Here is a 24,350-nt window from a genome sequence, read left to right on the forward strand (position 1 = left end):
GAGCGGGGTCTCATACCCCTACGTACTCAACCATGGCGTGTTGCTGATCGCATTGCTCGGGGAACCCTCAAATTGCTACGGCTCTGCGTCGCTGTTCGCCAGGCATGCCGCTCGCGCGGGGGCCGCCGTGAGTTAGCGAACGGCCACCGCCGTTGAGCGGCGATCAACCAGGCCGGTCGAGAAGAAGTGAACCAACGGCACCGCCAACATCACTGCAGTTTCAGCCTCCTGCTGCGTCGGCTTGCGGTAGTTGTTGCCACCGTGTCTTCCTTCCTCGCCGTTCAGAATTGCCCTGCACAACTTGTACACCACGTCAGTGGCCGACTTCGAAGGGTTGTCTAAGATAGGAAGACTCCAATCGCCCTGCTGAAAAAGGGTGGTTGTTGCCTTTCCGAGGGTCCCCTGAAGATCTCGCGATGTCACCTTGTGGAGCATTGCTTCCTCGATAGCTACGATCGCCATTTTGTATGCTTTGTCAGGATCGGGCGTGCGCCCGAACACCGCATGCCATGCCTCAGACAATCGCACCCCCGCGTCCGCCGCTGACTGCATTACGCCTTCGGCCGCTTCCTGGACGCCAAGCGGGACTCGTCGTTCCAGCCCGACGTTGCCACGTCTTTGGCCGACTCTCCACGCGGACCCTGCCTGGCTGAGCAGCGCTTCGAGGTCATCGTTGTGTGCCGTACTCCCCCATGTCAGATTGTCGACGATGAGGAAGTCCACAATCTTCAGAATGTGATCCGCGTCAAAGTTGTTCTTGAGGAAATCCAATCCATGAATGCTGAACACAGCGTCAGTTGCAGAATGAGGCTGCCTTAGTGCGAGATCGAGTCTCTCGAAAATCGCCCTGCATCGAGGGGCGGTGAAACGTTGTTCAAACCATGTGACTTCTGAAATCCAAGTCCAGAGAGGTCGTACTAACCACGCCGGGATATCTTCATGCAGCGCTTTGTACTTCAGCTCGTCCTCGCCCAAGGGCACCCACTCCAGTGTCATCCTCGGAGACTATCGGTCGCATCCGACATGGGACGGTTTTTGGACGGGATCGGCACTGCCCCCGTTTGGGCCGACAGGCGTGGTTCCCAATGAAACTTTGGTAGGGCGGATGGGACTTGAACCCATGACCGACGGATTGCGACGGACCCACTTTCGCCGGTCAGCCCTGCACTCCGAAACCTAGACTAATCTCGCCCTGACCAGGTGTTCCTTGTGCGATCTACGCTCATTCTATCGCAATGCCTCGGCTCGCCTAGGCCGGTCTCGACGCAATAAGCGTTAAATAAACGTGCGCGCATCGAGTCCCAGTGCTCCGCCCAGCAACCTCCAACCACACGATAATTGCAAAGCAGTCGGAACGTGGTCGGGTCGCTCTTCACTCGCGTGTTACTCCGCCGAGGAAGCAACTATGTATGAGCGCCCGATGGGACGTCCCGGAGGACCCGAAGTTTAAGAGAGCCTTCCTCGCGCGTCATTGTACGCCCGGCCGTAGAGCAGGAAGACCCGCGCAACTACAAGCTCGGCCTGCCCCGTTCGGCGCCCGCCCGCCGGGCACGCGCTGCAGCGTCAACGACACCGGAGCCCAGCTGTCGTGCACGGTCCATCGCGATGCGTGCAAGCGCTGCGTCGGTGCGTTGGGCCGCATTCGCGGCGGGAGCACCGAGCGCGCTGTCTGCGGTGATGCCGTATCGGTCTCGGTAGGCGGCAACGACGCGCATCTGCTGCCGCCACGCCTCAGCTTGCCGTGGGCCACGTGGCCCCTCCCCCATTACGTCGATCCACGCTTCGTGCGTGGACAACGACAACGCCGCGTCGACCAGGGCGATAGCTCGCTGTTCGATGAGGTCACGGCGTTCGTCGAGAGCCTGGCGCATATCCGCGCTCATCGCGCCGGTTGCCGCTGGGATGAGGCCGGCGATCATCCGCGGCGCGCGCTGGGTTCGTCCGGCACCTGTGGGTCGAGCGGTCGCCCGAGCCACGCGTGCGTGGAGCACTGCGGCGATATCGTAAACGTCGGTGAACCCGCGCGCGGCCACCAGCCGCGGGAGCAACGTGTCGATGTCGTGATGGTTGGCCTCGGCTCTGCGCAGCTCGGCAGCCAGTGGCCCGAACGCGTCCGATGCGATCGCATCCTCTGTGTCGGCATCCGACAAGCCGGATGCCCGGATCAACGCCGCCCACCGGTCGTGTTGGGCTGCCGCGGCGATGGTTTCGTACTCCGCAGCCAGCTGTGCGATCGATCCCCAGACATCCTGCTCGGCATCAATAATCTCGTGCGCGGACAGCTCGGCACCGACGTGCTGGAGTACCCCGTAGAGAACGCTGTGCGCCGTCGCATCCGCCGGGTCGCCGGGACGCGGCATCGCGTGAACGTCGTCGGGCCGGTCGACCACGACATAGGCAATGTTCGACTCCCGACCGCGGGTGAGCGCCACATACAAGTTCTCGCGCGTGGTGGTCGGCCCGATGAGCGCGTGGGCGGTGTCGGTGGTGATTCCTTGGGCGCGGTGCGCCGTCACGGCATAGCCAAGCTCAATATGCGCGACCACATAGTCGACGGGCAGCACGAGTGACCCGCCCCACCTCCTGCCGGGGCGCTGCACGGTCAGCGAGCCGTCGCCCCGCACGCCGGTGACGCGCCAGCGGTCACCGTTGCACACCCAATCCCGGCCCGAGCGCAGCCGCCTGTCGTTCTGGCGGCTGATCACGATGTCTCCAACGGAGGCCGCAGTACCGTCGCGCAGCCCGACCTCCCGGCTCGCTTCGACAATCCCGTCGAGGATAAGGTCGGCGCGGGCGCGCTTGTTCAGCTCGGTGACGGCCTCCCCCGTCTCGGCGATCAGGATGGACGCCAAGCCGGCGGCGCGGTCGTGCCGCCAGGCTATGTACGCCGCGGTCATCATCTCCTCGGTATCGCCGCCGATGATCCGGTCGTTGTCGGCGTAGGTGTCGATCGCACTGGGGCGGCCATGCCGGAGGCCGAGCGAGGCGGTCTTCTCCCAGGCATGGGTGAAGCGGTGGACGTCGACGAGTTCGGGGGCGTCGTCTCGGTCGCCGACGAGCATCGCGAACGCCCCACCCGCGTCGACGGACTGGAGTTGCGCCCAGTCACCGACCAGCAGCACTTTCGCTCCGGCATCCGCCGCGAGCCCGGCGATACGGTCGAGGGTGAGCGTCCCGGCCAAAGATGCCTCGTCGATGATGACCAGCTGTCTGGCGGTGAAGGTCGTGCCGTGAGTGAGGTGGTTCTGCCACCATTTCGCGGTGTTCTCCGTGGCGATACCCAAGTCATCGGCGAGCACCTGCGCGGCGATCGCGGATGGTGCCAGTCCGACGACGGAACCCGCTCCGTACTCGACCTCCCACGCCCGGCGCAGCGCATTCATCGCCGTGGTCTTCCCCGCACCCGCCGGTCCGACCAGGACATCGATCACGCGCCCGGACACCGCGACGGACGCCAACGCGGCAGCTTGATCCCCACCAAGCAGCCGGCCCCGCACATCCGGGCGCTCGGTGATCCGCTCCACCACGTCGGGCCCGACGACTGGGCCGCTCCTGTCATGTTCAAGTGCGAGAAGCCGGTCCTCGGCGGCGAGAAGTGCCTCCGACGAGAAGACCACGGAATGCTTGGGCCGAAACACACTCGTCCCGTCGGGGCGCTGGAACACCGCGGGGCTGGCCGCCAACTCCGGCGGGGTGAGCCGCATGGAGGCTGCCTCGGCAGCATCCACGACCATCCCGACGACGGCCTCGCGGTCTCGAGTGCTGGCGAACCGCCATCCCATCGTCTGCCGTGCCGCCTCCGCATACAGGTTCCACCGCCGCCACGTCGAGCGCTTCTCCCCCACAGCCTCGACAACCGACTGCCCGAGGTGGGCGACAACGTCCAACGGCACATCATCCGCACGCAACAGCACGGGAGTCTCATGGTTGGTGACGGTGCGCGCCCATCGTGTTGCATCCTGACCGAGCAGGTTGCTCGCGCGCTCACGCCACCCCGCCGTCAAGTCCGCAAGCGACCTGACCTCCTTCTCCGGGCGGGTCGTCAGAGTCGCCTGCTGACGCAGCCGGATGATCGTGGCATTCGAGGGTTGCCGCCCGTGCGCCGCCGCCCATTCCTCGACGAGGCGACGCGCTTCTGTGTCGATGTGCCGAGACCGACTGGAGAACTCTGCGACGATCTCCGCGGGCACCGTCGAGATCGCCCAGGACGGGTTGCGGTCACAGCCTCTCTCGCGCTGTTCCCACTCAACGCCGAGCGCGCGGCTGAGGTGATCGGCGAACACGGCTTCGTGCAGCTCGGACAGCGCGACGACGGCCGCGTGCATCGGACGCCCGTCGAGCGAACGCCATTTCTCATCGAACGTGGTGCGAACCTTGTTGCTGATGACGACGTGCGTGTGCAGGTTGGGGTCGCCGGCTCGGGAGTCGTAGTGGTCGAACGCCGTTGCGATCAACCCGGTGACGTCGACCTGGGCAATGGCGCCGTCGCGTCCGGTTGCGCCCGTCCGGGTGGCTGCAACCTCGCGCTCCATGAACGCAACCATCTCCGCAACCGCGGCGTGGTGGGCGTCGACGATGAGCGCCTGAGTGCCCGCGTCGGCGACCGCCCACAGCACCGAAGCAGATTTCGGGACGGAGAACGTGAAGTCGAACCCCGCAACTGCGCGGCGGGTGCCGCGGGCCGTCTCCTCGACTTCGATTGCAGCGGATGTCTCGCCCGTGATGGGGTCGCGGCCCATACCGACGAGCAGCTGGAGCTGCTCCTCCGAGACGGGATCTCCGACGACGATTTGACCGTCACCGAGCGACCGCACACTGCTCCCCAGCCATCGGCCGGGCGGCGATCCCTCCTCGGCGTAGTACCTCGTGAGTGGAGTCGACAGCGATCTCTCACCATCGCCGGCCGCGACAGTCCGCAGCAGATACTTGTACCCGTCGCCCGCGCTCATCACCCGCATCGAAACCGTCACCGCGACACCACCTCCATAGAGAAGGTGAACCGCCGGGGCCGGGCGCATCAGATGCAGTCAGCGCAGGGCACCCTCGATCTGCAAGAAGCGTGGCAGCTCATCGGTCTCGCGGACGGATGCCCGGGCAGCACAGGATGCAAATGTCGACGCGCTACATGAGCAGATCACCGGCGCAGCCGAGAGACTCATCTCGGGTGCTGGCTGGGCGCGCGCTCTGGAGATCACTGCGCGTTCACGGTCCAGATCATCCAACAGCACGCTATTGACCTGGGTGCAGCACCTTGATTCCTCCTGCCGCACCCGCGGAAAGCCAGGCCTGCCCGGAAGAGGAACCCTCATCGAACACAGACGGGCGGCCAATATTTCGTGACGTGTTCTACCTCTGGAATACCGCTCGATGAGCGGTCTCGGTCCCTTGCCCTGAGTGCGTTCGGGATCGTCGGGATCATCGCGTTTGTGATGGCTGTCGCTACGGTCTTCCTCACGCTCTTCACTGGCCGAAGCACGCCATGCGGCTCGCTCACAACGAAGCCGCTCGAACAAGGCCGACACACAACGAGCTCACCCTCGAGCAGTGACTACCAAGGGCGCCGCCCGTTGCACATAGGCTGAGCCACCCGCGAAGTAGCAGCCCCATAGTGGGGGCGCGGACGGGAGACTGCTTGGCCTAGGTTCGGTTTCACGAGAGCGGGGGTCGCTCTTACTCAACACGAGCTAGTGGGGAAAAGCGAATGTATGCAAGCGCACGGAACAGACCGCGAACATTTCTGACCTGTATCGGCATTGCCGCCGCAGCGCTTATCGCTCTTACTGCGATTACGGCGGGTCCGGCGGGTCCGGCAACAGCCGGCAGTTTTAGCTCCGATCCGCCGCTCATGCCTCCAGTGTCGCTGACTTCGGATGCCGGAACCGGTGTGGAAACCGGCGGAGCGCCGATAGCGCTCCCGCTCGACGAGTTGCGACGCTCCGGCGCGGCCGAACAATGTACCTCGATCGATGCAGCCGGCACACAGTCGTGTGTATCGCTGGGGGAGCCGGTAGGTAAGGACTCCAAAGCGCTCGGCTCACCGGCGCAACCCCAAGCTGTCGTCGGTCTACCGCAGTGGTGCATCGATGCCGGCGTTTCCAACACCTACTACGTTTCGCGGTTTGATGCGTGCGGTATCTTCAACGGCACCCTCACGGTGACGTCGACGACGAACGGAGTCACCACTGTCACCGGCATTATGAACTTCTTGATCTACAACTACCTCTACACGTCGGGCAGTCTGACGACTTGGGCGAACCAGATTGAGGTTCAGCCGTCGACCATCAGCGGCACCGCCGCGGGCACGACGATCACCGGCACTCCGTTCTGCACGGGGAGCTGCGTCTACGCGTCGTCCTCGTTCCCGGCGCAGACTCCCGGAGTGGGCGTCTCGGCCAGCGGTGAGTCGTACTACAACTGGCTCGGTGCGTCGGGTGATGTGGGTTTCGGATCCTCCGACTGGACTCTCCGCTTCAAAGCGCCGTCCACTGCGAATGCGGCCGTGATGACTCGAAGCGCCCCTGATATTCGCTGCGATCAGGCGTTGCCCGGCTCTGCGTCCGCTGGGTGTGTCGTTCCATACGCTCCGGGCTTCATTCGCTACGACGGAACCTCGTTTATTGAATTCGGAGCCCACGTGTCAGGAGCGCAAGCCTCGGGGTTGCCCGGATCTGTGACATCGTCGCCCCTTCACAGGTTGACCGATCCGACGCTCAGAAACCTCAACCGCGCCACAGCTTGCGGCGGTGTGCCTCACCCCGATCCGAACAGATCCTGCGATGAGTACCCATTCGCCTCCTCGTGGGAGGGCGCCTACACGGGTGGTGGGACGGCACGAACTCAATCCTGGTGCCAAATTACCCTGAGCGGGCCGCCGTCCACCGGGGCGACCGGTTATAGCATTTGCATGATCGACGCCGCGGAAAACAGTTCAGCAGGGTCTCTCTTGAACAGTGTTCTCTACGTGCCGTATCGCATCATTGACGGCGACCCGTTCTACGTGGATATCGTCTGAGAAGGAGGGCGGGGATGGCGGCTCACGTTGTCGAGCCTCACGCCGAATGGCACGTGGTGAGGTTCCTCAATTGTGTGGTGTCGCCATCCCAGCTCAAGGCGAGCCTCGGTCTCACCGGCCTCGTAGCGGAGGAACCGCTGGGTCCAGGCGTCCAACTGGTGACGGGGGTTGCCGCAGGCCCGGTGACGATCACGCTCGACTCGCTCCCTGCCGCCCCGGCACGCCCGGAGACGGGGTGGGAGGACATCGCCGAGTTCTCGGTGGAGGTGCAGGACGGCCCCCTCCAACTGCTCGGCCACTTCGACACCCCGGAGGCCTCCGCCCCGCGCCTGGACGAGCAAGGCGCCGGTACGTACCGGATTCGCGTCTACGGGCGCGGCCGCGACACCGCCTACGACGCGACGGTGTCGGAACCGACCGAGGACTACCTCATCATCAGCTGGCTCGCGCCGGCTGCCGCTCCGGAGGCGATCGCGGCCGCATCGAAGACGAGCGCCGGCTGGATCGAGTCGACGCGCCGCCATCTGGCCCTCGGCACCGACTGGAAGGTAGAAACCGGCGGGCCGACCGAAGCTGGTCAGGCCGCCCGCGAACAACGAAACCGCGCGGAGAGCTCACTTCGCGCAGCGACCGCCAAAGGCACCGCACCCCGCCCACCGGGTGAGACACCAACGAAGTAGCCACCGGCTCCTCCATCTGGGTCCAAGGCGGGGAGCGTGAGGGGATACCCCACGCCGGCCGGCCCGTGTGGGCCAGCCGGCGGGGCCGTGTTACTCGGGCCGCTGGCTGCTGGATCTCCGCATACGGGGCGGTGTCGGTCCAGGTGTAACCGGTGGTGACGCTGACGGTTTTGAGGTTGGCTCGGACGACGTCGGGCCACTGGCCGCGAATCATCACCCGGTCGCCCTTCTTGACGGTGTTGCGGTCGTAGCCGGTGGCTGTGCCGCTCTCGATCTGGGCGGCGCGCACGGCTTCCCAGTAGGCGAGCTGGTCGCGCTTCTCCTCAATGTGAGGCGTGAGGCGGTCCGCGCGTGCCTGCTGCTGCGCTTCGGTTGCGTCGACGTAGCCGCGTGCGTCGTCGTAACGCGGTGCGATGATAAGTCGTTCCAGCTTTCGAAGCTCCGCCCCAACGTCTCGATGCGGTTGGAATCCGTCACCGGCCGGTAGCGGGCGTCGGTGGTGAGGGTTGCGGCGTCGGCGTGTGCCTGGGCGGTGGTGGCGTCGGTGCTGGCTTCGACTGATTTACGCATGGCGTTGTCTGCTTGGGCGATTGCGTTGCGGTGGCGGCTTTCGGAGTGGTGGCCGACCTTGATCGGTTCGCCTCCTTCGGGTAGCCGGTCGTGTGCGGCGCGGGCTTTGGTCCAGGCTGCGTCTTCGGCGGTGCTCTTGCGCTCGGCTTTCGCGGCGAGGGCGTCGACCCGGTCGGCCTGACGCTCGATCTTTCCGGCCTCCACGTCGGCCATCGGGCGGTGCGCGGTGTCGATGTTGGTCTCGACGCCGAAGCCCGCCGCTTCCAGCGCCGTCTCGGTGTGGGTGATGATGTGGAGCTTGGGGAGACGGTCGCGGGACTGGGGCACGAACCAGGCGCTGATGCTGCGCCCCCAACGCGAACCGCAAGCTTTGAGCACGTCGGCGGTTCCGTCGCCTCGGTTGGTGCCCTCGATCAGGGTTCCGGCAGCGTGGGTGTGGGTGATGGTCAGCATCAGCGTGCCTCTTCCTCGGTGCGGCAATCGATGATGCGGGAGCCGTTCGGGGTCTGGATGATCACGAACCTGCCGCGAGGGTTGGGATAGCTTTGCGTGTTCCAGTACGTGGACATGTCGGCGCTGACCAGGAGGTTTTCGGCGGTGAGCACTCCGGGCAGATCGGGCGCGTGCGTGGTGGTCATGGGTTTCTCTCTCTCAGATGGCGGGAGAACTCTCGTTTTCTGTCGAACTCGACGCCGACATATGCCGGACATTGGTCCTGCAGATCGCCCTCGGGCGTTGCGGTTCCGTGCAGATCACCGCGTTTGCCGCGTCGACTAACCAGCCTGACGCAGAGGGCCTAGGTCCTTTTGCCTGACCCCCCCCTCTCGGAATGAGCAAGTCGACGAGGCATCTGGATGGAATCCAAACTGGCCAGCTGTCCGCAAAAGGCTGGCGGATTCAACCAGTCGTTGCAACGATGGGTTGAATGCGCCGGACGTTCAGCGGGCGCATAGAAAGCATGAAATGGCTCGCGCCGACGCTGAGCCGAGGCGCCCGAAAGCCGAACCCTTAGCGGGACGCTTAGGAAAGTGGCATGGCAGGAGGCTACGGCATGTGGCAAGGCAGACCTCTCAACCCGCACCTGTGGATCCTTTATGGCTTTGTCCACGCGATGGTGTGCCGAAATCCCAAGTGATGTCTGATGGTCGACCCGGGCATGACGCGCTCGAGAATGGTCCGTAGCTCACTGAAAGTGATCGAGGGATCCTGAATAGGAAACGGTGGTGGATGAGTTTCGGCCTTGCTGGGCCGGGGGTGCTTCACGAACCCGATGATTGGGTTCGTGATGATGGAGGCGGCTTCCCACAGATGGTCACGGAACGACCGCGGCACAGCGAGTCCAACGGCGAGGAAGCGGCCTCCGGGCACGAGGAGACGGTTCACCTCTTGTAGTGCCTCCTCAATCGCGAGGTGATGCAGTACTGCGATCATTGTGACCACGTCGAACGGTCCGGCAACCGCGGTCCACGGTCCGTCGATGACCGATACGTTGGGCAACCCAATACAGCGCTTTACCGATTGATCGACCATCGCGGCGTCAGTGTCATTGCCGATGACGCGGTCAACGTGCGGCGCGAGGCAGGCGAGGAGTTCGCCCTGGCCGCAACCAACATCGAGCGCTGAACCGCAGGACTTGGGGAGGTTCGCAACAATCCAGCCGTGGAAGTGGTCGTTGTGACTCCACGGGTGGCGTGCATTGATCCGCTGCATCCCTCGCGCGAATGTGTCCCCCCACCGACGCATCGCGTCCTAATAGCCCTTGGAGGCCGTACGTGGTTCCGAATCAACCGGACCAACCTGAATATCGCCGACGGGAGAACTACCAAGGCAGATCGTGAACGACCTGTCTACGGACACGGATTTCGTTGCTCCGGGCAAAGTTACGTTAAGCGCTCGCACAGCAGTCGGCACGTCGCAGGAGTCTTGCTGCAGATCAGCCGTTGTCACCCACGTCCAGATGAAGGCTTGTCCCCCCGCAGGAACAGAAACGGGATCGCCCGCACGCTGAAATGCGTCGGCCTCGGACAACACTCCGACCGCTGCCGCGTCGTCGGTTTCGAACGTGATCTTGGGGAACCCAGTCAGCTCACAGGACGACTCTCCTTCGTTCGTCGCTGCAAGCCAGCTCACCTGAGGAACGGCGGGATCGTAGGCCGATTCGAGAACTGAGAAGTCGAATTCATCGGCGCACGCAGCTGGGGATTCAGTCGCCGTCGCACTTGGTTCAGAGGCCTCGGCCGAGGGTGTGACGGCGGTCGGCCCGGTGGCCGCGCATCCGCTGAGCACAGTGACGAGCAAAGAGAGCGTCAAAACGACCGCGCCAGTTCGAAGTTTGGGTGTCATGACAGTGATCCTGGCAGAGTCGCCTTCATTTCGGGGTGAACCCGGCCCATTTCATTCAACATTTCCTTATGTCGCCGACGCCAAGTTCGAGGATTACAGGGCACCCGGCTTCCTGAAATTCGCGATGAAGACGCGCAACTAAACGGATGTCCATCGATGGCTCGAGAATGCCTGCACAGGACGTCGCACGATGCGGGAAACCGGAGATGCGCCTCCGTAGAGACTGCAATAATCCAAGTGTGAACAGAAACTTGCGAGTTGGCCACTTTGCCACTGCCAATGCCCTGGAATGGGTCCTAGGGGGCAGGGCTCTTGGCTCACGCGCTTGAGGCCATCAGGCGCCCAAAGAGGCGTCGACGCTCAGGTGCTGTTGGGTTGGCTCGCGACCTGCTCGTTATCGTGCTGGTTTCCATAACCGTTGCATTCTTGGTGAAGACTTTCCTGGTCAGGTCTTTCTACATTCCGTCGGGTTCGATGGAAAGTACCCTTCAAGTAAACGACCGCATCTTGGTCAATGAGTTGCAGCCACGTTTCTTTCCCATCCAGCGCGGAGACATAGTCGTCTTCAAAGACCCGGGCGGATGGCTCCTGCCAGCGCCGGAGCCAACCCTGAATTTCTGGGAACAGGCTTCGAGCACGTTCCTCTCGTTTGTGGGGCTCGGAGCGAGCGAAAGCAACGACCACCTCATCAAGCGCGTAATTGGGCTGCCAGGTGACCACATTGTTTGCTGCGACATACAGGGTCATTTGGAAATCAACGGTCAGCCGGTGGACGAGCCGTACATCCTCCGCTCGGACACCGACATCAATGCGGCCTCAGTCCAGTTCGATGTGGTTGTCCCGGAAGCGAGCCTTTGGGTCATGGGTGACAATCGTTTCAACTCGCAAGACTCGTCCAAGCAACAATCACTCCCCAGCAAGGGCTTCGTGCCGCTCGGCAGCGTCGTCGGGCGGGCGTTCGTCGTGTCCTGGCCGCTTGACCGATGGGCCTGGCTTGACAACTTTCCTGTTGAACTCACATCCGTCGGTTAGCCCGACCATTCACATCCACAACAGAAGAGTCGGCGAGTGCTCGCCGGGTAGGGAATGAACCTGATCCCGGGAAGTTTCGTGACCGGTAACCGAATGTGGCTCTCCATCGGGCTGATCGTCGCGGTCGTCGGCATCATCCTGGTGGTGCTCGGCCTACGTCGGCCCAAGACCGGCCGCCCGAGCAATTAGGCTCTGCTGGGCCGCGCGTCTAGGTTTGCCTCCGTTCTGGTTTCCGGGCAAAGCAGAAGCCTCGAGGGGAACGAGTCTCATCGGGGTGTTTCAAGAGAGCGCAGTTTCGATGTCTAGCATGATGCTCTTTGACTCGAGAGGGCGCCGCGAAGAGGAACCTCCATGGCGAGGTGATTATGTCGGCGTTCCCGCAGGACTATTGTTCGGAAAGCATGGAGCATGCCAAGCTTGGCCAATGTCGCCCCAGAGGTTAGATCAGAGCGCGCGCGTGAAGTCGCCGGATGCCCAGTCTCGATTCACTCGATTGCTGGGTTCGATCGGTGTCCTGGGTATCGTGATACTTCCCATGCTGATCGTCGTTGCAGTGAACAGCTGGCAGGCGCCGGACGCGGATGCGTATGTCCGGATGGCATTTGGACAAGTCGCAGGACAAACTATCGCGATCCTCACTGCCCTCGCACTAGTCGGTTTCAGTATCTGGAAGCGGTCTAGAGGGCTGATAGCAGTCATGGCATTCGTGGCTTTGCTCGTCATCGCAAGTTCCCTCTTCTCAATGCAAAGAACCGGCGACTGGCTCTTGAGTGGACTCGGATAAGGACCGACGGCCTCGGTGTCGCAGCAGGGACCCTCAGCGCGACATGTCTCGCAAGCAATACTGTCTCGCAACCTGTGTTTCGACACATAGACGTTACGAGACACGTCACTTACGAATCGGATTGCAACGGTGTTAACGCCGGCGGGCTGCGCGGCCCTTGGCCTCGATCCGCCGCTCAGCTTGGCTGAGGACAGTCGTGTGCGATCGCCAGTGTGACACAGGCAAAACGAACGAGCAGGAATCCACAACGCAGAAGCGCGTGGATACCTGCTTGTTCATGTCCACTTGTCTAGCAGCTACGAGAAGCGTTGCTCTCGGCATACAACAGAGGTTTTGGTGAGGGCTACACCGTGACGTCGAGACTTGTTCGGGCCGTCTGTCCTGCGAGGTAGCTCAATGCGTTACCGATGGCGACCCCGAACGATTGTGCGTACTCTTCACCGGCATACTTGGTGGCCATCTGCTGAAGGTAGGCAGGTGAAATGTCTTCACCGGCGGAAAGGTATCCCGACTGGCGGTCCAACGCGATTTCGACGGCGAAGATGGAAACGAGTTTTGAGTTTTCATCGACTCGACGTCCGGTCGCCTGATAGACGATCTCTCGATCGGATGCCGTCAAGGCAGACATGAGGTTGTAGGTCGAAGGCTCTTCGATGGGGCGAGGGGCAGAAGTTCGACTCAAGGTGAGTCCAGCGATCGATGGGGCGAAGTTGACGCTCAATGACATACGAAATTCCCCACTGGTAGGTGTAGTTGACGAGGTTGTCGTAAAGCTCCTCACACTCTTCAATCGGCCGAAGAATGAGTTCCGTAACTCAGGGCTAGAGACTTCAGTGCCATTGACGGCGGCAAGGGTGGGCACATCGGCGCGAGCGCGGCCCGCACGCGACCTCGAGATCAGGCGGCCTCAGCTCTCCCGGCCGGTCGCGGCGAGCACGATTCCCCGATGTTGACGTTGAACGGACGCACCTTGGGCCGCCCGACCGTTGTCCCCGGGGAGCGAGCGCCGTTCCTGAAAGGAACCCCTTGCGGGACGGTTTCCTGGCGCATTCCGAGTCGATCTGACCACAGAACCACTTTTCTGTCCGCCGGTAGTGGGGATCTCAGTGGACGTTGCTTTATCGCCTCGGTCCACGTTCAAGCCAGCCTCGGAGTTGTTCGAGTCTTCGCAACTTGATCAGGCGGATGGATTGGAACTCCCGGCTGACTCCCCAGAAGGCAATAATTGGGGTCCACCTCCGTCTGTTACCCGTGGTTCGCCAACGGAGAGAGGGGAAAGCATCCACATCGGTGTCCGCGCGGACGTGATGGCGCTCTTCGCGATGGTGCGTGTGTAGAGGAGTCCATAGACGATTACCGCGGACTCGTTGCATCGCGCGCCCATTCTGTACCCGCGGATCATTAATAATGTCCCGGCGATGACAATGATGAAGAGGAACCACGAGACTTCCGCGTTCGGAAGCTGCGATGCGGCGAATACAACAAGGCACAGGCCAGGAACGGCATTTGCCAATCGGTTGGCAAGGTGAGGGTACAGCGGCATGACCTCATCATGGACTATCAGATGGCTCGGCCGTCTACGCATCACGGCGGGAAGCTCGCCCAAAGTCGAAGCTTCGACCCGAACAGTTGACCCTGGGCAATGCTCCCCTATTTGAAGTGCCACCCCCGACCGCCGCCCGCCAGTGGGCCCAGTAGCGGGCCAGCCCGTAGGCCGGACCGCATTCGGACACTCCTACGCAGCTGCAGGGATCGAGGAGCTCGGCGGCGCGCGCCGCCGCGTTTACCCCGCCCGACATTATGCCCGATGAGGGGGCGTCATACGCAACAACCCTGGCCACGCCTGACTCACACATATCGATCCTTCCGCTCAGGCGCAGACTCGTTCTGAAAGTGACACAATTCTTCGATTTGTCAGCTGAGGCGCGGGCCCAGTGTGGGCACTTCTCGTTTCAAAGAGTCGGCCGTTCAGCTTCCAGGTACGCGCTCATCGCGCGGAATTCCTCAGGCAGCGGGTTTCGTCAATGGGCGCCGGAAGAATCGCGCGTTTTGCTACCCGAGGTTTCTCGTCGGTTGCGCATCAAGTAGTGAACGGTAGTTCGACAGCACTTGGGACGTCCTGCGAGGCGGCCGTAGCGTCATCCCCATGTCCGGCTGGCACACCTGGCGCACCTCATCGTCACAGAGTCACAGAGTCACAGAGCTCTGGCGATCAGACGATGGAGGTGCGCACATGGCCACAAGGCCAGATTCCCGAGAAGCGCGCGACGCGAAGATCGATGCGCTGCATGAGCAACTCACCGGCGCGGTCGAGAGACTCATCACCGGTGCCGATTTGGCGCGCTCCGAAGCCGCGTCCCTGTACCGCGAGGTCAGGGATCTCATCGCTGAAGACGCCGCACGTCGTCAGGAAGCCACCCGGTTCACCATTGATCGGTAAAAGGCCAGGTCAGACGGTGCCGCCACGGTGGCGGCACCGTCAAACCTGAAATTTATAAGTCCGGCGCCAACCGTTGCAGCACCGCCGCCGGCTCTGATTTCACCGTGCGGTCGGGTTCGGCGTAGTGCTCCTTCGTCGTCGACGTCGAAGTGTGTCCGAGCACGTCGGCCGCGGCCTGAATACCGAGCTCGTTGGCAAGCAGCGTAGCACCGGTCCGGCGAAATGAATGCGGGGTGATTTCCATGCCCTCGAGACCGGCGACCTTGAGGATCTCGCGGAAGGTGCGTCTGACGTTGTGCGGCGCGAGCGGGGTTCCCTTCCGCGTGAAGAACAGCAGGTGCTCGGCGTCCTCCCCCGCGGTCAACGCCAGTCGATGGCGAATGACCTCGGCCGCGAACGGCGGCACTGCGACGACCCGGTTCGACTCGTGGGTCTTCGGATGCGTTTGACGGAGCACGCCGGCACCCGTCCGAACCACGACCGTTCCGCTGATGTGAACTCGGGGCGGGTCGGCGGCCATATCCACGTCGCATTTGCGGAGCGCCAGCGTCTCGCCGATGCGCGTCGCCGTGCCGAGCATGACCTCGATGAGGTCACGCACCTGGCCGTCGGGTTTCGGCCCCTTCGTGCCCTCCGCCGTGCGCCACTCGCGGGCCGCGGCGCGGATCGCTGCGATCTGCTCCGGGGAGAGCGCCTTGGGGGTGCGTTTGGGCTTCTTCATTCGCGAGGTCTCCTTGACGGGATTGCGAGGGATGATCTCCCGCCGTACCGCGAACGCCAACACCATGCTCAAGATCGTGCGCGAGTGCTTCGCGCGCGTGTACGACGTCGCGCGCTGCATCTTCAGGTACCGCTCGACTCGCCCGACAGTCACCTCGCGAACTGTGTAGTGCGCGAAGGACGGCAGCACGAGGCCCCGCAGCTCCCGTTCGTAGATCTCTTTCGTGCTCTCGGCGCGGTCGACGTCGAGCAGCAGGTCCTCGAGCCATGCATCGGCAAGCATCGGGAACGGCGAGCCCGCGTCCAACGAGTCGGTGGCATCGCCGGCGCGCATGCGCTGGGCAAGGTCGACCTTGAGCGCGGTCGCCGCCCCGTTCCGGCTCGACCCGGTAGCGGTGACCTGGCGTGTCTGACCGTCCCAGTCGCGGAAGCGGGTCCAAGCCCGGAAGCGCCCGGCGCCGACTTCGGTCGTTTTGATCGAGCCGAACGTGCTGATCGGCAGGCGTGGTCGGCCGGCCATCAGCGCGCCCCCTCACGGGTCCTCATGCTGGATGAGGGCTCGTGAAGAGCATCCAACCAGCGGAGGACATCGGAGACGCGGTAGCGAATTTCCCGGCCGACTCGAATACCAGACGGGCCGCGCCCGTCGGAGCGCAGATCGTAGATGGCCTGCACGTGCACGCCGAGATACTCGGCGAGCTCGCTCGTGGTGAGAATGGGCTCAAGACCAAGCCCCAAGAAGCGTTCGGTGTCCATAGCCGGTAGGTGCTCGAGGCCACCCCAGCTGGCCCGAACCGGGCCGTGCGCCGCGTCGAGAGAGGCCTCCACGAGGCGGGTATCGACGAATATTCGTTGAATAAGCGTTAAACGCATCGAGTCTTTGTCTTTTCAGCTAGGACAAGAAACCCTGGTCAATCGATGTTTCAGAGTAGGGCGGATGGGACTTGAACCCATGACCGACGGATTATGAGTCCGCTGCTCTAACCAGCTGAGCTACCGCCCCGCGTGTGCGTCAGTGACGCCCACGACATTCGATGGCCGGTCCGGCCATCGAAGACCTACGATACAGGTTCGCGAGAACCTGCTACTCCGTTGAGTGCGCCGCTGCGCTGTTGTTGACGTTTTCGGCCACCGGCTCACCGCGATACAGACTCTCAAAGGTGTTGAGCGTGCGATTGATGTCGTGTGCCTCGATGAGTTTCAACGACTCGTTCTTCAACGCGTTGAGCTCTTCAGGGCTGGCCGTGAGCACCGTCGTCAACTTCGCAGCCAGATCGTCAGGATTGCTCGGCTCGAAGAGGTAGCCGTTCTCGGTGTCATGAACGAGGTGCGGCAATGCCATCGCATTCGCTGCGACGATCGGCAGACCAGACGCCATCGCCTCCATCGTGGCGATGCTCTGCAGCTCTGCGATCGACGGCATGGCAAACACGGTGGCGCGTGTGTACGCGGCGCGCAGCTCAGCATCCGTCACATAACCGGTGAACGTGACCCGGTTGCGGATGCCGAGGGCATCGGCCAGGTTCTCAAGGTTGCGTTTCTGGTCGCCGCCGCCCACGATCTCGACCTGAGTCTTCAGCTGCGGATCGAGCAACGCGACGGCCTTCAACAGCACGTCGATCTGCTTCTCACCGGTGACGCGTCCGACGAACAAGATGCGATTCTCGGTGCGCGGTTCGAAATTCGGGGTGTAGTTGTCGGCGTTGATACCGCAGGAGATGGCATGCACGCCGGTCAGCCCGGTGTACTTCTCGAGAAACTGTGCAGCACGCAGCGTCGGCGTGGTGACGGCCTCGGCACGACCGAAGGTGCGACGGGCAGCCTTCCAAGCCGCCTTGATCACCCGGTCCTGCAGCGCCTTCGGAACCATGGAGAACTCAAGCATGTTCTCGGGCATGAAGTGGTTGGTTCCGATGATGCGGATCCCCCGCTTCGCCGCCTCGATGGTCACTCCACGACCCATGTTGATGTGGGACTGGAAGTGCACAACGTCGGGCTGGAAGGTGTCGAGAATCTGACGCGCATTGCGGCGAATGATCCACGGCAGCGCGAAACGCAACCAGTCGTGCGGGTACCAGCGCCAGCTGTGCAGGCGGTACACGGTCAGCGGCTGACCTTCGTGCGTTTCAGCAAAGGTGCCGTGCTTGCGTGACGCGGCCGGTGCGACAACGCGCACATCATGCCCCCGTGCGACCAGGCCGGCAGCCAGACGCTCGGCGAACCGGGCCGCGCCGTTCACATCGGGTGCAAAAGTGTCAGCGGCAATCAGCACCCGGATCGGCTTCTTCGCCACCGGCTCTGTGCGAGAAGGCACGGTGCTCGGCAAATCGGTCGAATCAGTCAAGAGGAATAATCCCTACGTTGGTGGGCCGGGAATGTCGACCGGCTAAGAATGAGTGTCGACGGCCCCCGCCGAACAGCTTCGCTCGCGTCCCAGTCTAATCCGATGCGGCTGAACGAGTCCGGCAAACCCTGGCGAGCCGACAATCCGGGGTCAGTCCTTGGCCTGCGGGTGGTATCTCGCAAGCAAGAACACACCCCAGATTGCGATGACGCCGGCAACCACGAAGGTGATGGCGGCCCAGAGCGGAGCTTGGGATGCTTCACCGAGAACAAGGATTCCGATACCAACCGCGATCAGCGGGTCAACGACGGTGAGACCGGCGATCACGAGGTCTGGCGGCCCAGAGGCGTAGGCGTTCTGCACGAAGTAGCCGCCGAGCAGCGCGGCCGTGAGCAGACCGAGCAGACAGAGCACGGTGAGTACCTCAACATTGCCGTGCTGGACGCGGTTGAGCACTACCTTCGCCAGGGTCGCCACGAAACCGTAGAGCACCCCGGCCGCGATGATGTAGAAGATTGCCTTGAAGCTCTTGCGCAAAAAGAAGAAGGCCACGCCGGCGATGAGCAGCACGACCGCGAGGATGATCAGAATCGTGACCAGATTCTGGTCGGTCACTGGCTTGTCGACGGCGGTGAATGCCGCAACCGTGACGAAGAGACCGACACCACCGACACACATGCAGATCGCAATGATCGACGACCGGTTGAGCTTGACCTTCGAAATTCGTGAATTCAGAATCGCCGTGATCACCAGGGCGACCGCGCCAAGCGGCTGCACAACGATGAGCGGTGCAAAGTAGAGGCTCGTGAGCTGAAAGACAATCGCAAGCCCGAGCATGATCGTTCCGAACACCCACGACGGCCGGGCAAGAAGCAGTGTCAGCTGACGAACATTGAGTCCGCCGGTGACCTCTTCGGTGTGCGCCTCGACCTTGGTCACGCCACGATGCTGGAACTGGGCGCCGAGCGAGAGAAAGACAGCTCCGATCAGGGCCAGCGGGATTCCGATGGCTTGACGCGGGTCGATAGGAATGTCCACGGCGAGGTTGATCAGGTCGGGGGTCACTCAACGACCCTATCGAGCGCGGGAGAGATATTCTTGCTGAATGGCCGTACGACCGATAGTAATTTCAGGTGACCCCGTTCTTCACTCCCCCGCAGAACCCGTCGTCGATTTCGACGACACACTGCGCGAGTTGGTGCAAGACATGTTCGAGACGATGGATGCCGCCCCCGGCGTCGGATTGGCCGGCCCCCAGGTTGGAGTGCCCCTGCGGCTCTTCACCTTCGGGTACGTCGACGACGACGATGTGGCGTGGCGAGGCGTCGCAATCAACCCCGAACTGTGGATCACCCCAGTTCCGGCCGATGAGGCCGATGAAGACGAGGACGTCGAAGGTTGCCTCTCGTTCCCCGGCGAACGCTTTCCGCTTCGCCGAGCCGAATCGGCAATTCTGAAGGCCGTCGACCTCGACCAGAAGCCGTTCGAAATTCATGCCGACGGCTGGCTCGCCCGCATCTTCCAGCACGAATTCGACCACCTCGACGGCACTCTCTATGTGGACCGCTTGGAGCACCACTACGCGAAGATCGCCGTCAAGGTGCGCCGCAAGAACGGCTGGGGCGTCGACGGTCTCAGCTGGATGCCCGGCGTCGATGACCTCGAGGGCTAAGGCTTAGACGAACGCACGGATCGCGGCGGCCACTCCGGCCGCCGCGATCACCACCACGATGAACGGCACGCGCAGGGCGAAGAGCACGACGGCGACGAGCACGGCGGGAATCCGCGCGTCGAAGACGATCGCCTGCCCTGCCCCGAGCGTCTGCACCGCGATCAACGCCGCGAGCAGGGCCACCGTCAGCAGGTCCGCGATGCGGGCCGGCGCCGGTTTCGTCAGCAGCGACGGCGGAACCAGGTAGCCGGCGAGCTTGAGCACGAGGCATCCGATCGACGCCAGGATGATGATTTGCCAGAGGGTCATCGCGTCGCCTCCCCCACCCGGGCCGACGCCGGTTCACCGAACCAGTTGAACCAGCCGACGACAATCGCGACGACCGCCGCGGCGAGAATCGGCAGTCCCGGCATCAGCACTGGCGTCAGCAACGCTGCAACTACCGCCGCAGCCACGGCAACAACAACGGGCTGGAGTCGCTTCAACCGCGGCCAGAGAAGCCCGACGAAAGCGGCCGCCGCAGCAGCGTCGAGCCCGTAGGCGCTCGTATCGCCGAGGGCGTCGCCGATCAGAGCACCGAGCAGAGTGGTGAGGTTCCACCCGACGAAGATGATCAGCCCGGTCACCCAGAACCCGATCGATCGGCTCCGCGGCGTCGGCTGTGCCAGCGCAACCGCTGTTGACTCGTCAATCGTGATCCAGGCCGCCGCCACGCGCCGCCAGAATCCCGGTCCGACGATCGAGGACGTGCGCATCCCGTAGATGCTATTGCGGGTACCGAGCAGCACGGCACCGGCGATTGCCGACGGTCCGGCCGCAAGGCCTCCGGATGCGAGCACTCCGATCATTGCAAACTGCGACCCACCGGAGAACATCACGAGGCTCAGAAAGCAGGTTTGCCAGATATCCAAACCCGAGGCGACTGCCAGCGCACCAAACGAGATTCCATAGGCAGCGGTGGCGATGCCCACAGCGAGCGATGCCCTGGTCGCCTGCTGACGGGTGAGGGCGCCGACCTCAGCGTCGAGATCAGCGCTGGGCGAGGTCGACACCATGCACACCGTTGTGAAAGCGAAGAGACGGGAAAACGGCGGAGACGGTGAAACCCACCCCCGGAACCGTGACGGCGTTGAAGACGCCACCGAACAGCTGAGTGCGCTCGCGCATCTGGGTGAGACCGGCGCCGGCGATGTTCTCGCTCAAAGCCTTGAGGTCGTCGTCGATCGTGTAGCTCGTGCGGGCGGCGAACTCGCCGGCATCGGCGCTCTCACGACGCGCAGCGGCACGGATGCCGTCATCGTCGATCAACAGTTGCAGGCCGTCTTGGGTCCACGTGAAAGAGATGCGGGCCTCGGTGCCGATGCCGCCGTGCTTGAGGGTGTTCGCCAGCGCGCTCTGCAGAATGCGGAAGATGGCCAGTTCGGCACCAGGCTTCAGCGCAAATCCCTGTCCGGTCTCGGTGAAACTGACCACGAGGCCGGCGTCCCGCATGACTCGAAACAGGTCGCGGGCCGACTGCAGGCCGGGGCCTGGCGCCGCCACTGATTCCCCTTCGCGGGCAATGGTGAGAACACGGCGCATGTCGGCGAGGGCATCGCGGCCGTCCGTGACGACGGCGGTCACCGCGCGCACGGCGGTCGACGGATCGCTTTCCGCAGTGTATTTCGCACCCTCTGCACGAGTGATCAGACGGGAGATCGACAACACAGCGACATCCTGCAACTCGCGGATGATGCCCAGACGCCCCTGCTGCTCGGCCAGTGAGAGCTCCAGCTCGATGCGCGCCCGCTCGGCCGCCGAGCGGTCGAACGTGGTGCGACGTGCCTTTCGTGCTGCAACGATCCAGAGCACAAGGAAGGCGACGGCGAGTACCGCGAGCCCCACGCTGATGATGAGCCAGAGATCCATCTGAATCGCCTTTCGTTCGACGACCTGTGCCGTGCGCGGTAAACGAGAAGACCGCCAGGTGGGCCCTGGATGGTCTTTCGCCCCCGAAGAATGAATCGAACTCCGCAGAGTCAGCAGCGCAACGGCCGCAGTCTTGCGTGGTTCGGGAAGAACCGAAATCCGTGGATTTCCGCTGATCACTCAGCGATTGCTCCTCGATCACTATACGGGCACTGCTTGATTCACCGTCATCCGTCACGCGGCTAGGCTGACTGACACTATGCAGACCTATGCACGATCACACACCGGCGACGGACGCGAGCGCGCGATCGCCGAGAGCACCGCGACCGGAACCGGTGAGCCCGGCGCCCCGGGCGAGGACGAGTTTCGCGTTGACCTTGAGCGCATCCGCTTCTCCCCCTATTTTTCGCGGCTCTCGGCCGTTACCCAGGTGATCCCGCAGGCCGGGTCCGGCACCACCGTGCACAACCGACTCACCCACTCGCTCAAGGTCTCCGCCGTCGCGCGCTCGATCGCTGTCGGCTTTCGCGACGCCCCGGATGTCGTTCGCGCGACGATCACAGATCTCGGCGGCTGCGACCCCGTTGTCGTTCAGGCGGCCGCGGCGGCGCACGACCTCGGCCACCCGCCGTTCGGCCACCTCGGTGAGCAGGTGCTCGATCGAGTGGCGCGTACCAAGCTCGGCCTGCCCGACGGCTTCGAGGGCAACGCCCAGACCTTCCGCATCCTCACCGCTCTCGACAGTTGCGACGCCACCCCGCGCGGCCTCAACCTCACCAAGGCCGTGCGGGCCGCAGTGCTGAAGTACCCGTGGACCCGCAATGAGTGGCGGTCGCTGCCCCCGCAGCCTGCTGAACTGCTCCCGCGCGGCGTCGGCGCCGATTCGGCATCCGGAGCCATCAAGTTCTCGGCGTACTCGATTGATGCCCTCGAGATGGCCGATGTGCGCTCAGCATTCCCCGCGATCGACCGGCACCAGCAGACCGTCGAGTGCTCGGTGATGGACATCGCCGACGACATCGCCTACTCGGTGCACGACCTCGATGACTTCTACCGCGCCGGCGTTCTGCAGTACACCTCTGTGTCGGCCGAGCTGAACGGCTGGCTCGCGGCGCAAAGCGTGCTCGGAGCACTGGATGCCCTCGAGCTGCAGGCCGGAGTCGCACTGCGGCGCCCCGGCTACGCGCTCGAGGCGGCCTGGCGGCACACCTGGGCGAAGGATTCCTGGATCGCTGATTCCGAGCGCTTCCGCCAATCGGTCGAGCGCGTCACGAACGACCTCGTCGAGGGGCTTCTCACCATTCCCTATGACGGCGGCCTCGAGGCCGACCGCGCTGTGTCGGCGTTCACCCGGCGGTGGATCGACCGGTTGAAGGGCTCCATCCGGGTCGAGCACAACCCGAACGTGCGCAGCGGGCACGTTCGCCTCAGCAGCCACGCCTGGCACGACGTCGTCGTGCTCAAGTTCGTGCATACCCGCTTCGTGCTCGACCGCAGCGACCTGGCTGTGTACCAGCGCGGCCAGGCTCGCGTGCTCGAAACGCTCGCCGACGGTTTTCACCTCTGGCTGAATGATCCGGATGACGCGCCGCGCGCCCCACGCAGGTTGCTCGACTCGATCGAGGCTGCGACAGCCGAGTACCGTGTGCTTCGTGCGAACGGCCCCGAGTTCTTCACAGCGGTCGGCCTCGGCACGAGCGACAACGATCTCGCGCGTTTGGGCCGATCGCGTGCGGTCGTCGACTACATCGCCTCATTCACCGATGCGCAGGCGATCTCGGTCGCGGCCCTCGTCAGCGGAACCTCCGACAACCTCTGGGAGTCGGGCCGCAGCCTGTAGGCAACCGCAGCGCTCATCTAGGCTGAGGCAATGCCGACCGATAACTCCCCGACCCTCCGATACTGACTGTGCCAGGAGAGTTCTTCTCAGGTGTCGCCTGTCTGATTCGCGGATTCGGCTTCTGGAAACGGCGCCCCGCGGTGATGATGCTCGGGCTTGTGCCGGCCGCAATTGTCTTCGCCCTGATGGTGGCCGCGTTGATCGCGCTCGGATTCTCGCTGCCGGCGCTCGTCGACTGGCTGACACCATTCGATGAAACGTGGCCCGATCCCTGGCCCAGCGTTATCAGTGCCGCCACCGGCGCAGCAATCCTTGCGATGGCGATCGTTATCGCTGCCGTGACGTTCACCGCGTTGACGCTCGCGGTCGGCGACCCCTTCTACGAGCGCATTTGGCGTGCTGCCGAGCAGGATGCCGGCGGGGTGGTTCCAGAATCAGGCGCCGGCTTCTGGCGCGCGGTGCGCAGCTCACTGGGCCTGATCGGGTTGGGAATTCTCACCGCGTTCGGCGTCGGCCTTCTCGGCTTCGTCCCCGTCATTGGCGGCCTCTTGGCACCTTCGCTGAGCGTCGTGCTGTCGGGACGCCTGTTGGCTGTGGAACTCAGTGCCCGAGCGTTTGACGCTCGCGGAATTCCCGGGCCTGCTCAGCGGACGCTTCGCCGTGGGATCCGCTGGCGGCTACTCGGATTCGGGGTGGCCACTCAGCTGCTGTACTTGATTCCGCTGGGCGCTGTGTTCACGATGCCGGCGGCCGTTGCCGGGTCGACGTTCCTTGCGCGCGCGGCGCTCGACGTTGCGTCAGGATCCGGTCGGAACACAAAAACCAAGGCGGCGTAGCGGTTAAAGCAAAAAAGACCACCAGGGGTGGAGCCCTTGGTGGCCTTTCGCTCCCCGAGTTGGACTCGAACCAACAACCTGCCGGTTAACAGCCGGCTGCTCTGCCAATTGAGCTATCGAGGAATACTGCCGAAGCAGCGTTGCTACTTTATCAAAGGTTGCCGCATCA

The 24,350-nt window shown here is 63.4% G+C and carries 21 protein-coding genes and 2 tRNA genes; 7 read left to right on the forward strand and 16 right to left on the reverse strand.

Features of this window, described 5'->3' with window-relative positions; translation table 11 throughout:
* Window positions 1–132: 132 nt before the first annotated feature.
* The gene (locus AC1DCF_RS08855) at window positions 133–996 is read right to left on the reverse strand and encodes a hypothetical protein (protein ID WP_477210687.1); all 864 of its coding nucleotides are present in this window, start codon (window positions 994–996) and stop codon (window positions 133–135) included.
* 512 nt (window positions 997–1,508) lie between these two features.
* Window positions 1,509–4,958 (reverse strand): MobF family relaxase, encoded by a 3,450-nt coding sequence (mobF, locus tag AC1DCF_RS08860; RefSeq protein ID WP_477210916.1) that lies wholly within the window; start codon window positions 4,956–4,958, stop codon window positions 1,509–1,511.
* Between the two features lie 887 nt (window positions 4,959–5,845).
* On the opposite strand from mobF, the gene AC1DCF_RS08865 reads away from it, so the two are divergent.
* Together AC1DCF_RS08865 and AC1DCF_RS08870 are read left to right on the forward strand one after the other, a co-directional pair.
* Window positions 5,846–7,012: a NucA/NucB deoxyribonuclease domain-containing protein gene (locus AC1DCF_RS08865; protein WP_477210688.1), complete on the forward strand. Its 1,167-nt coding sequence runs from the start codon at window positions 5,846–5,848 to the stop codon at window positions 7,010–7,012.
* 14 nt (window positions 7,013–7,026) lie between these two features.
* The gene (locus tag AC1DCF_RS08870) at window positions 7,027–7,692 is read left to right on the forward strand and encodes a hypothetical protein (protein ID WP_477210689.1); all 666 of its coding nucleotides are present in this window, start codon (window positions 7,027–7,029) and stop codon (window positions 7,690–7,692) included.
* A gap of 213 nt (window positions 7,693–7,905) precedes the next feature.
* Here the strand turns inward: AC1DCF_RS08870 and AC1DCF_RS08875 are convergent, their stop codons facing one another.
* The 4 genes from AC1DCF_RS08875 to AC1DCF_RS08890 form a co-directional block, all read right to left on the reverse strand.
* On the reverse strand, window positions 7,906–8,715 hold the full coding sequence (locus AC1DCF_RS08875; protein ID WP_477210690.1) for a DUF3560 domain-containing protein: 810 nt from the start codon (window positions 8,713–8,715) through the stop codon (window positions 7,906–7,908).
* Window positions 8,715–8,900: a hypothetical protein gene (locus AC1DCF_RS08880; RefSeq protein WP_477210691.1), complete on the reverse strand. Its 186-nt coding sequence runs from the start codon at window positions 8,898–8,900 to the stop codon at window positions 8,715–8,717. Before AC1DCF_RS08880 ends, AC1DCF_RS08875 begins: the two co-directional genes overlap by 1 nt.
* 454 nt (window positions 8,901–9,354) lie before the next feature.
* On the reverse strand, window positions 9,355–9,972 hold the full coding sequence (locus tag AC1DCF_RS08885; RefSeq protein ID WP_477210692.1) for a class I SAM-dependent methyltransferase: 618 nt from the start codon (window positions 9,970–9,972) through the stop codon (window positions 9,355–9,357).
* Window positions 9,973–10,011: 39 nt separating this feature from the next.
* On the reverse strand, window positions 10,012–10,605 hold the full coding sequence (locus tag AC1DCF_RS08890) for a DUF4232 domain-containing protein (RefSeq protein ID WP_477210693.1): 594 nt from the start codon (window positions 10,603–10,605) through the stop codon (window positions 10,012–10,014).
* A 375-nt stretch (window positions 10,606–10,980) separates the two neighbouring features.
* On the opposite strand from AC1DCF_RS08890, the gene lepB reads away from it, so the two are divergent.
* Window positions 10,981–11,637, forward strand: a complete 657-nt coding sequence (lepB, locus tag AC1DCF_RS08895; protein WP_477210694.1) for a signal peptidase I — start codon at window positions 10,981–10,983, stop codon at window positions 11,635–11,637.
* Between the two features lie 1,127 nt (window positions 11,638–12,764).
* Here the strand turns inward: lepB and AC1DCF_RS08900 are convergent.
* A complete protein-coding gene (locus AC1DCF_RS08900) occupies window positions 12,765–13,049 on the reverse strand; it encodes a hypothetical protein (RefSeq protein ID WP_477210695.1) in 285 nt (94 codons plus the stop codon).
* Between the two features lie 1,605 nt (window positions 13,050–14,654).
* On the opposite strand from AC1DCF_RS08900, the gene AC1DCF_RS08905 reads away from it, so the two are divergent.
* On the forward strand, window positions 14,655–14,861 hold the full coding sequence (locus AC1DCF_RS08905) for a hypothetical protein (protein ID WP_477210696.1): 207 nt from the start codon (window positions 14,655–14,657) through the stop codon (window positions 14,859–14,861).
* A 52-nt stretch (window positions 14,862–14,913) separates the two neighbouring features.
* Here the strand turns inward: AC1DCF_RS08905 and AC1DCF_RS08910 are convergent, their stop codons facing one another.
* The 5 genes from AC1DCF_RS08910 to AC1DCF_RS08930 all read right to left on the reverse strand — a co-directional run bounded on the left by AC1DCF_RS08910 (window position 14,914) and on the right by AC1DCF_RS08930 (window position 18,990).
* A complete protein-coding gene (locus tag AC1DCF_RS08910; RefSeq protein WP_477210697.1) occupies window positions 14,914–16,101 on the reverse strand; it encodes a tyrosine-type recombinase/integrase in 1,188 nt (395 codons plus the stop codon).
* Window positions 16,101–16,409, reverse strand: coding sequence for a helix-turn-helix transcriptional regulator (locus tag AC1DCF_RS08915; RefSeq protein WP_477210698.1), 309 nt, complete (start codon window positions 16,407–16,409; stop codon window positions 16,101–16,103). The genes AC1DCF_RS08910 and AC1DCF_RS08915 overlap by 1 nt, the downstream gene beginning before the upstream one ends.
* A 101-nt stretch (window positions 16,410–16,510) precedes the next feature.
* Window positions 16,511–16,584, reverse strand: a tRNA-Ile gene (locus AC1DCF_RS08920).
* A gap of 81 nt (window positions 16,585–16,665) precedes the next feature.
* Complete coding sequence (locus AC1DCF_RS08925; RefSeq protein WP_477210699.1) at window positions 16,666–17,925, reverse strand: glycosyltransferase; 1,260 nt, start codon at window positions 17,923–17,925, stop codon at window positions 16,666–16,668.
* 150 nt (window positions 17,926–18,075) lie between these two features.
* Complete coding sequence (locus tag AC1DCF_RS08930) at window positions 18,076–18,990, reverse strand: DMT family transporter (protein ID WP_477210700.1); 915 nt, start codon at window positions 18,988–18,990, stop codon at window positions 18,076–18,078.
* Window positions 18,991–19,030: 40 nt separating this feature from the next.
* Between AC1DCF_RS08930 and def the strand changes: the two genes are divergently transcribed.
* On the forward strand, window positions 19,031–19,597 hold the full coding sequence (gene def / locus AC1DCF_RS08935; RefSeq protein ID WP_477210701.1) for a peptide deformylase: 567 nt from the start codon (window positions 19,031–19,033) through the stop codon (window positions 19,595–19,597).
* 3 nt (window positions 19,598–19,600) lie between these two features.
* On the opposite strand, the gene AC1DCF_RS08940 is transcribed toward def, so the two are convergent.
* The 3 genes from AC1DCF_RS08940 to AC1DCF_RS08950 are packed head-to-tail and all read right to left on the reverse strand — an operon-like array spanning window position 19,601 to window position 21,505.
* On the reverse strand, window positions 19,601–19,906 hold the full coding sequence (locus AC1DCF_RS08940) for an AzlD domain-containing protein (protein WP_477210702.1): 306 nt from the start codon (window positions 19,904–19,906) through the stop codon (window positions 19,601–19,603).
* Window positions 19,903–20,652 (reverse strand): AzlC family ABC transporter permease, encoded by a 750-nt coding sequence (locus tag AC1DCF_RS08945; RefSeq protein WP_477210703.1) that lies wholly within the window; start codon window positions 20,650–20,652, stop codon window positions 19,903–19,905. Before AC1DCF_RS08945 ends, AC1DCF_RS08940 begins: the two co-directional genes overlap by 4 nt.
* Window positions 20,627–21,505 (reverse strand): sensor histidine kinase, encoded by an 879-nt coding sequence (locus AC1DCF_RS08950; protein ID WP_441791648.1) that lies wholly within the window; start codon window positions 21,503–21,505, stop codon window positions 20,627–20,629. The genes AC1DCF_RS08945 and AC1DCF_RS08950 overlap by 26 nt, the downstream gene beginning before the upstream one ends.
* Window positions 21,506–21,764: 259 nt before the next feature.
* On the opposite strand from AC1DCF_RS08950, the gene AC1DCF_RS08955 reads away from it, so the two are divergent.
* Window positions 21,765–23,345, forward strand: coding sequence for a deoxyguanosinetriphosphate triphosphohydrolase family protein (locus AC1DCF_RS08955; RefSeq protein ID WP_477210704.1), 1,581 nt, complete (start codon window positions 21,765–21,767; stop codon window positions 23,343–23,345).
* 68 nt (window positions 23,346–23,413) lie between these two features.
* Window positions 23,414–24,181, forward strand: a complete 768-nt coding sequence (locus AC1DCF_RS08960; RefSeq protein WP_477210705.1) for an EI24 domain-containing protein — start codon at window positions 23,414–23,416, stop codon at window positions 24,179–24,181.
* 50 nt (window positions 24,182–24,231) lie between these two features.
* Here AC1DCF_RS08960 and AC1DCF_RS08965 read toward each other — a convergent pair.
* A tRNA-Asn gene (locus tag AC1DCF_RS08965) sits at window positions 24,232–24,304 on the reverse strand.
* Between the last annotated feature and the right edge of the window lie 46 nt (window positions 24,305–24,350).

Source organism: Leifsonia sp. 10L418 (assembly GCF_056395445.1).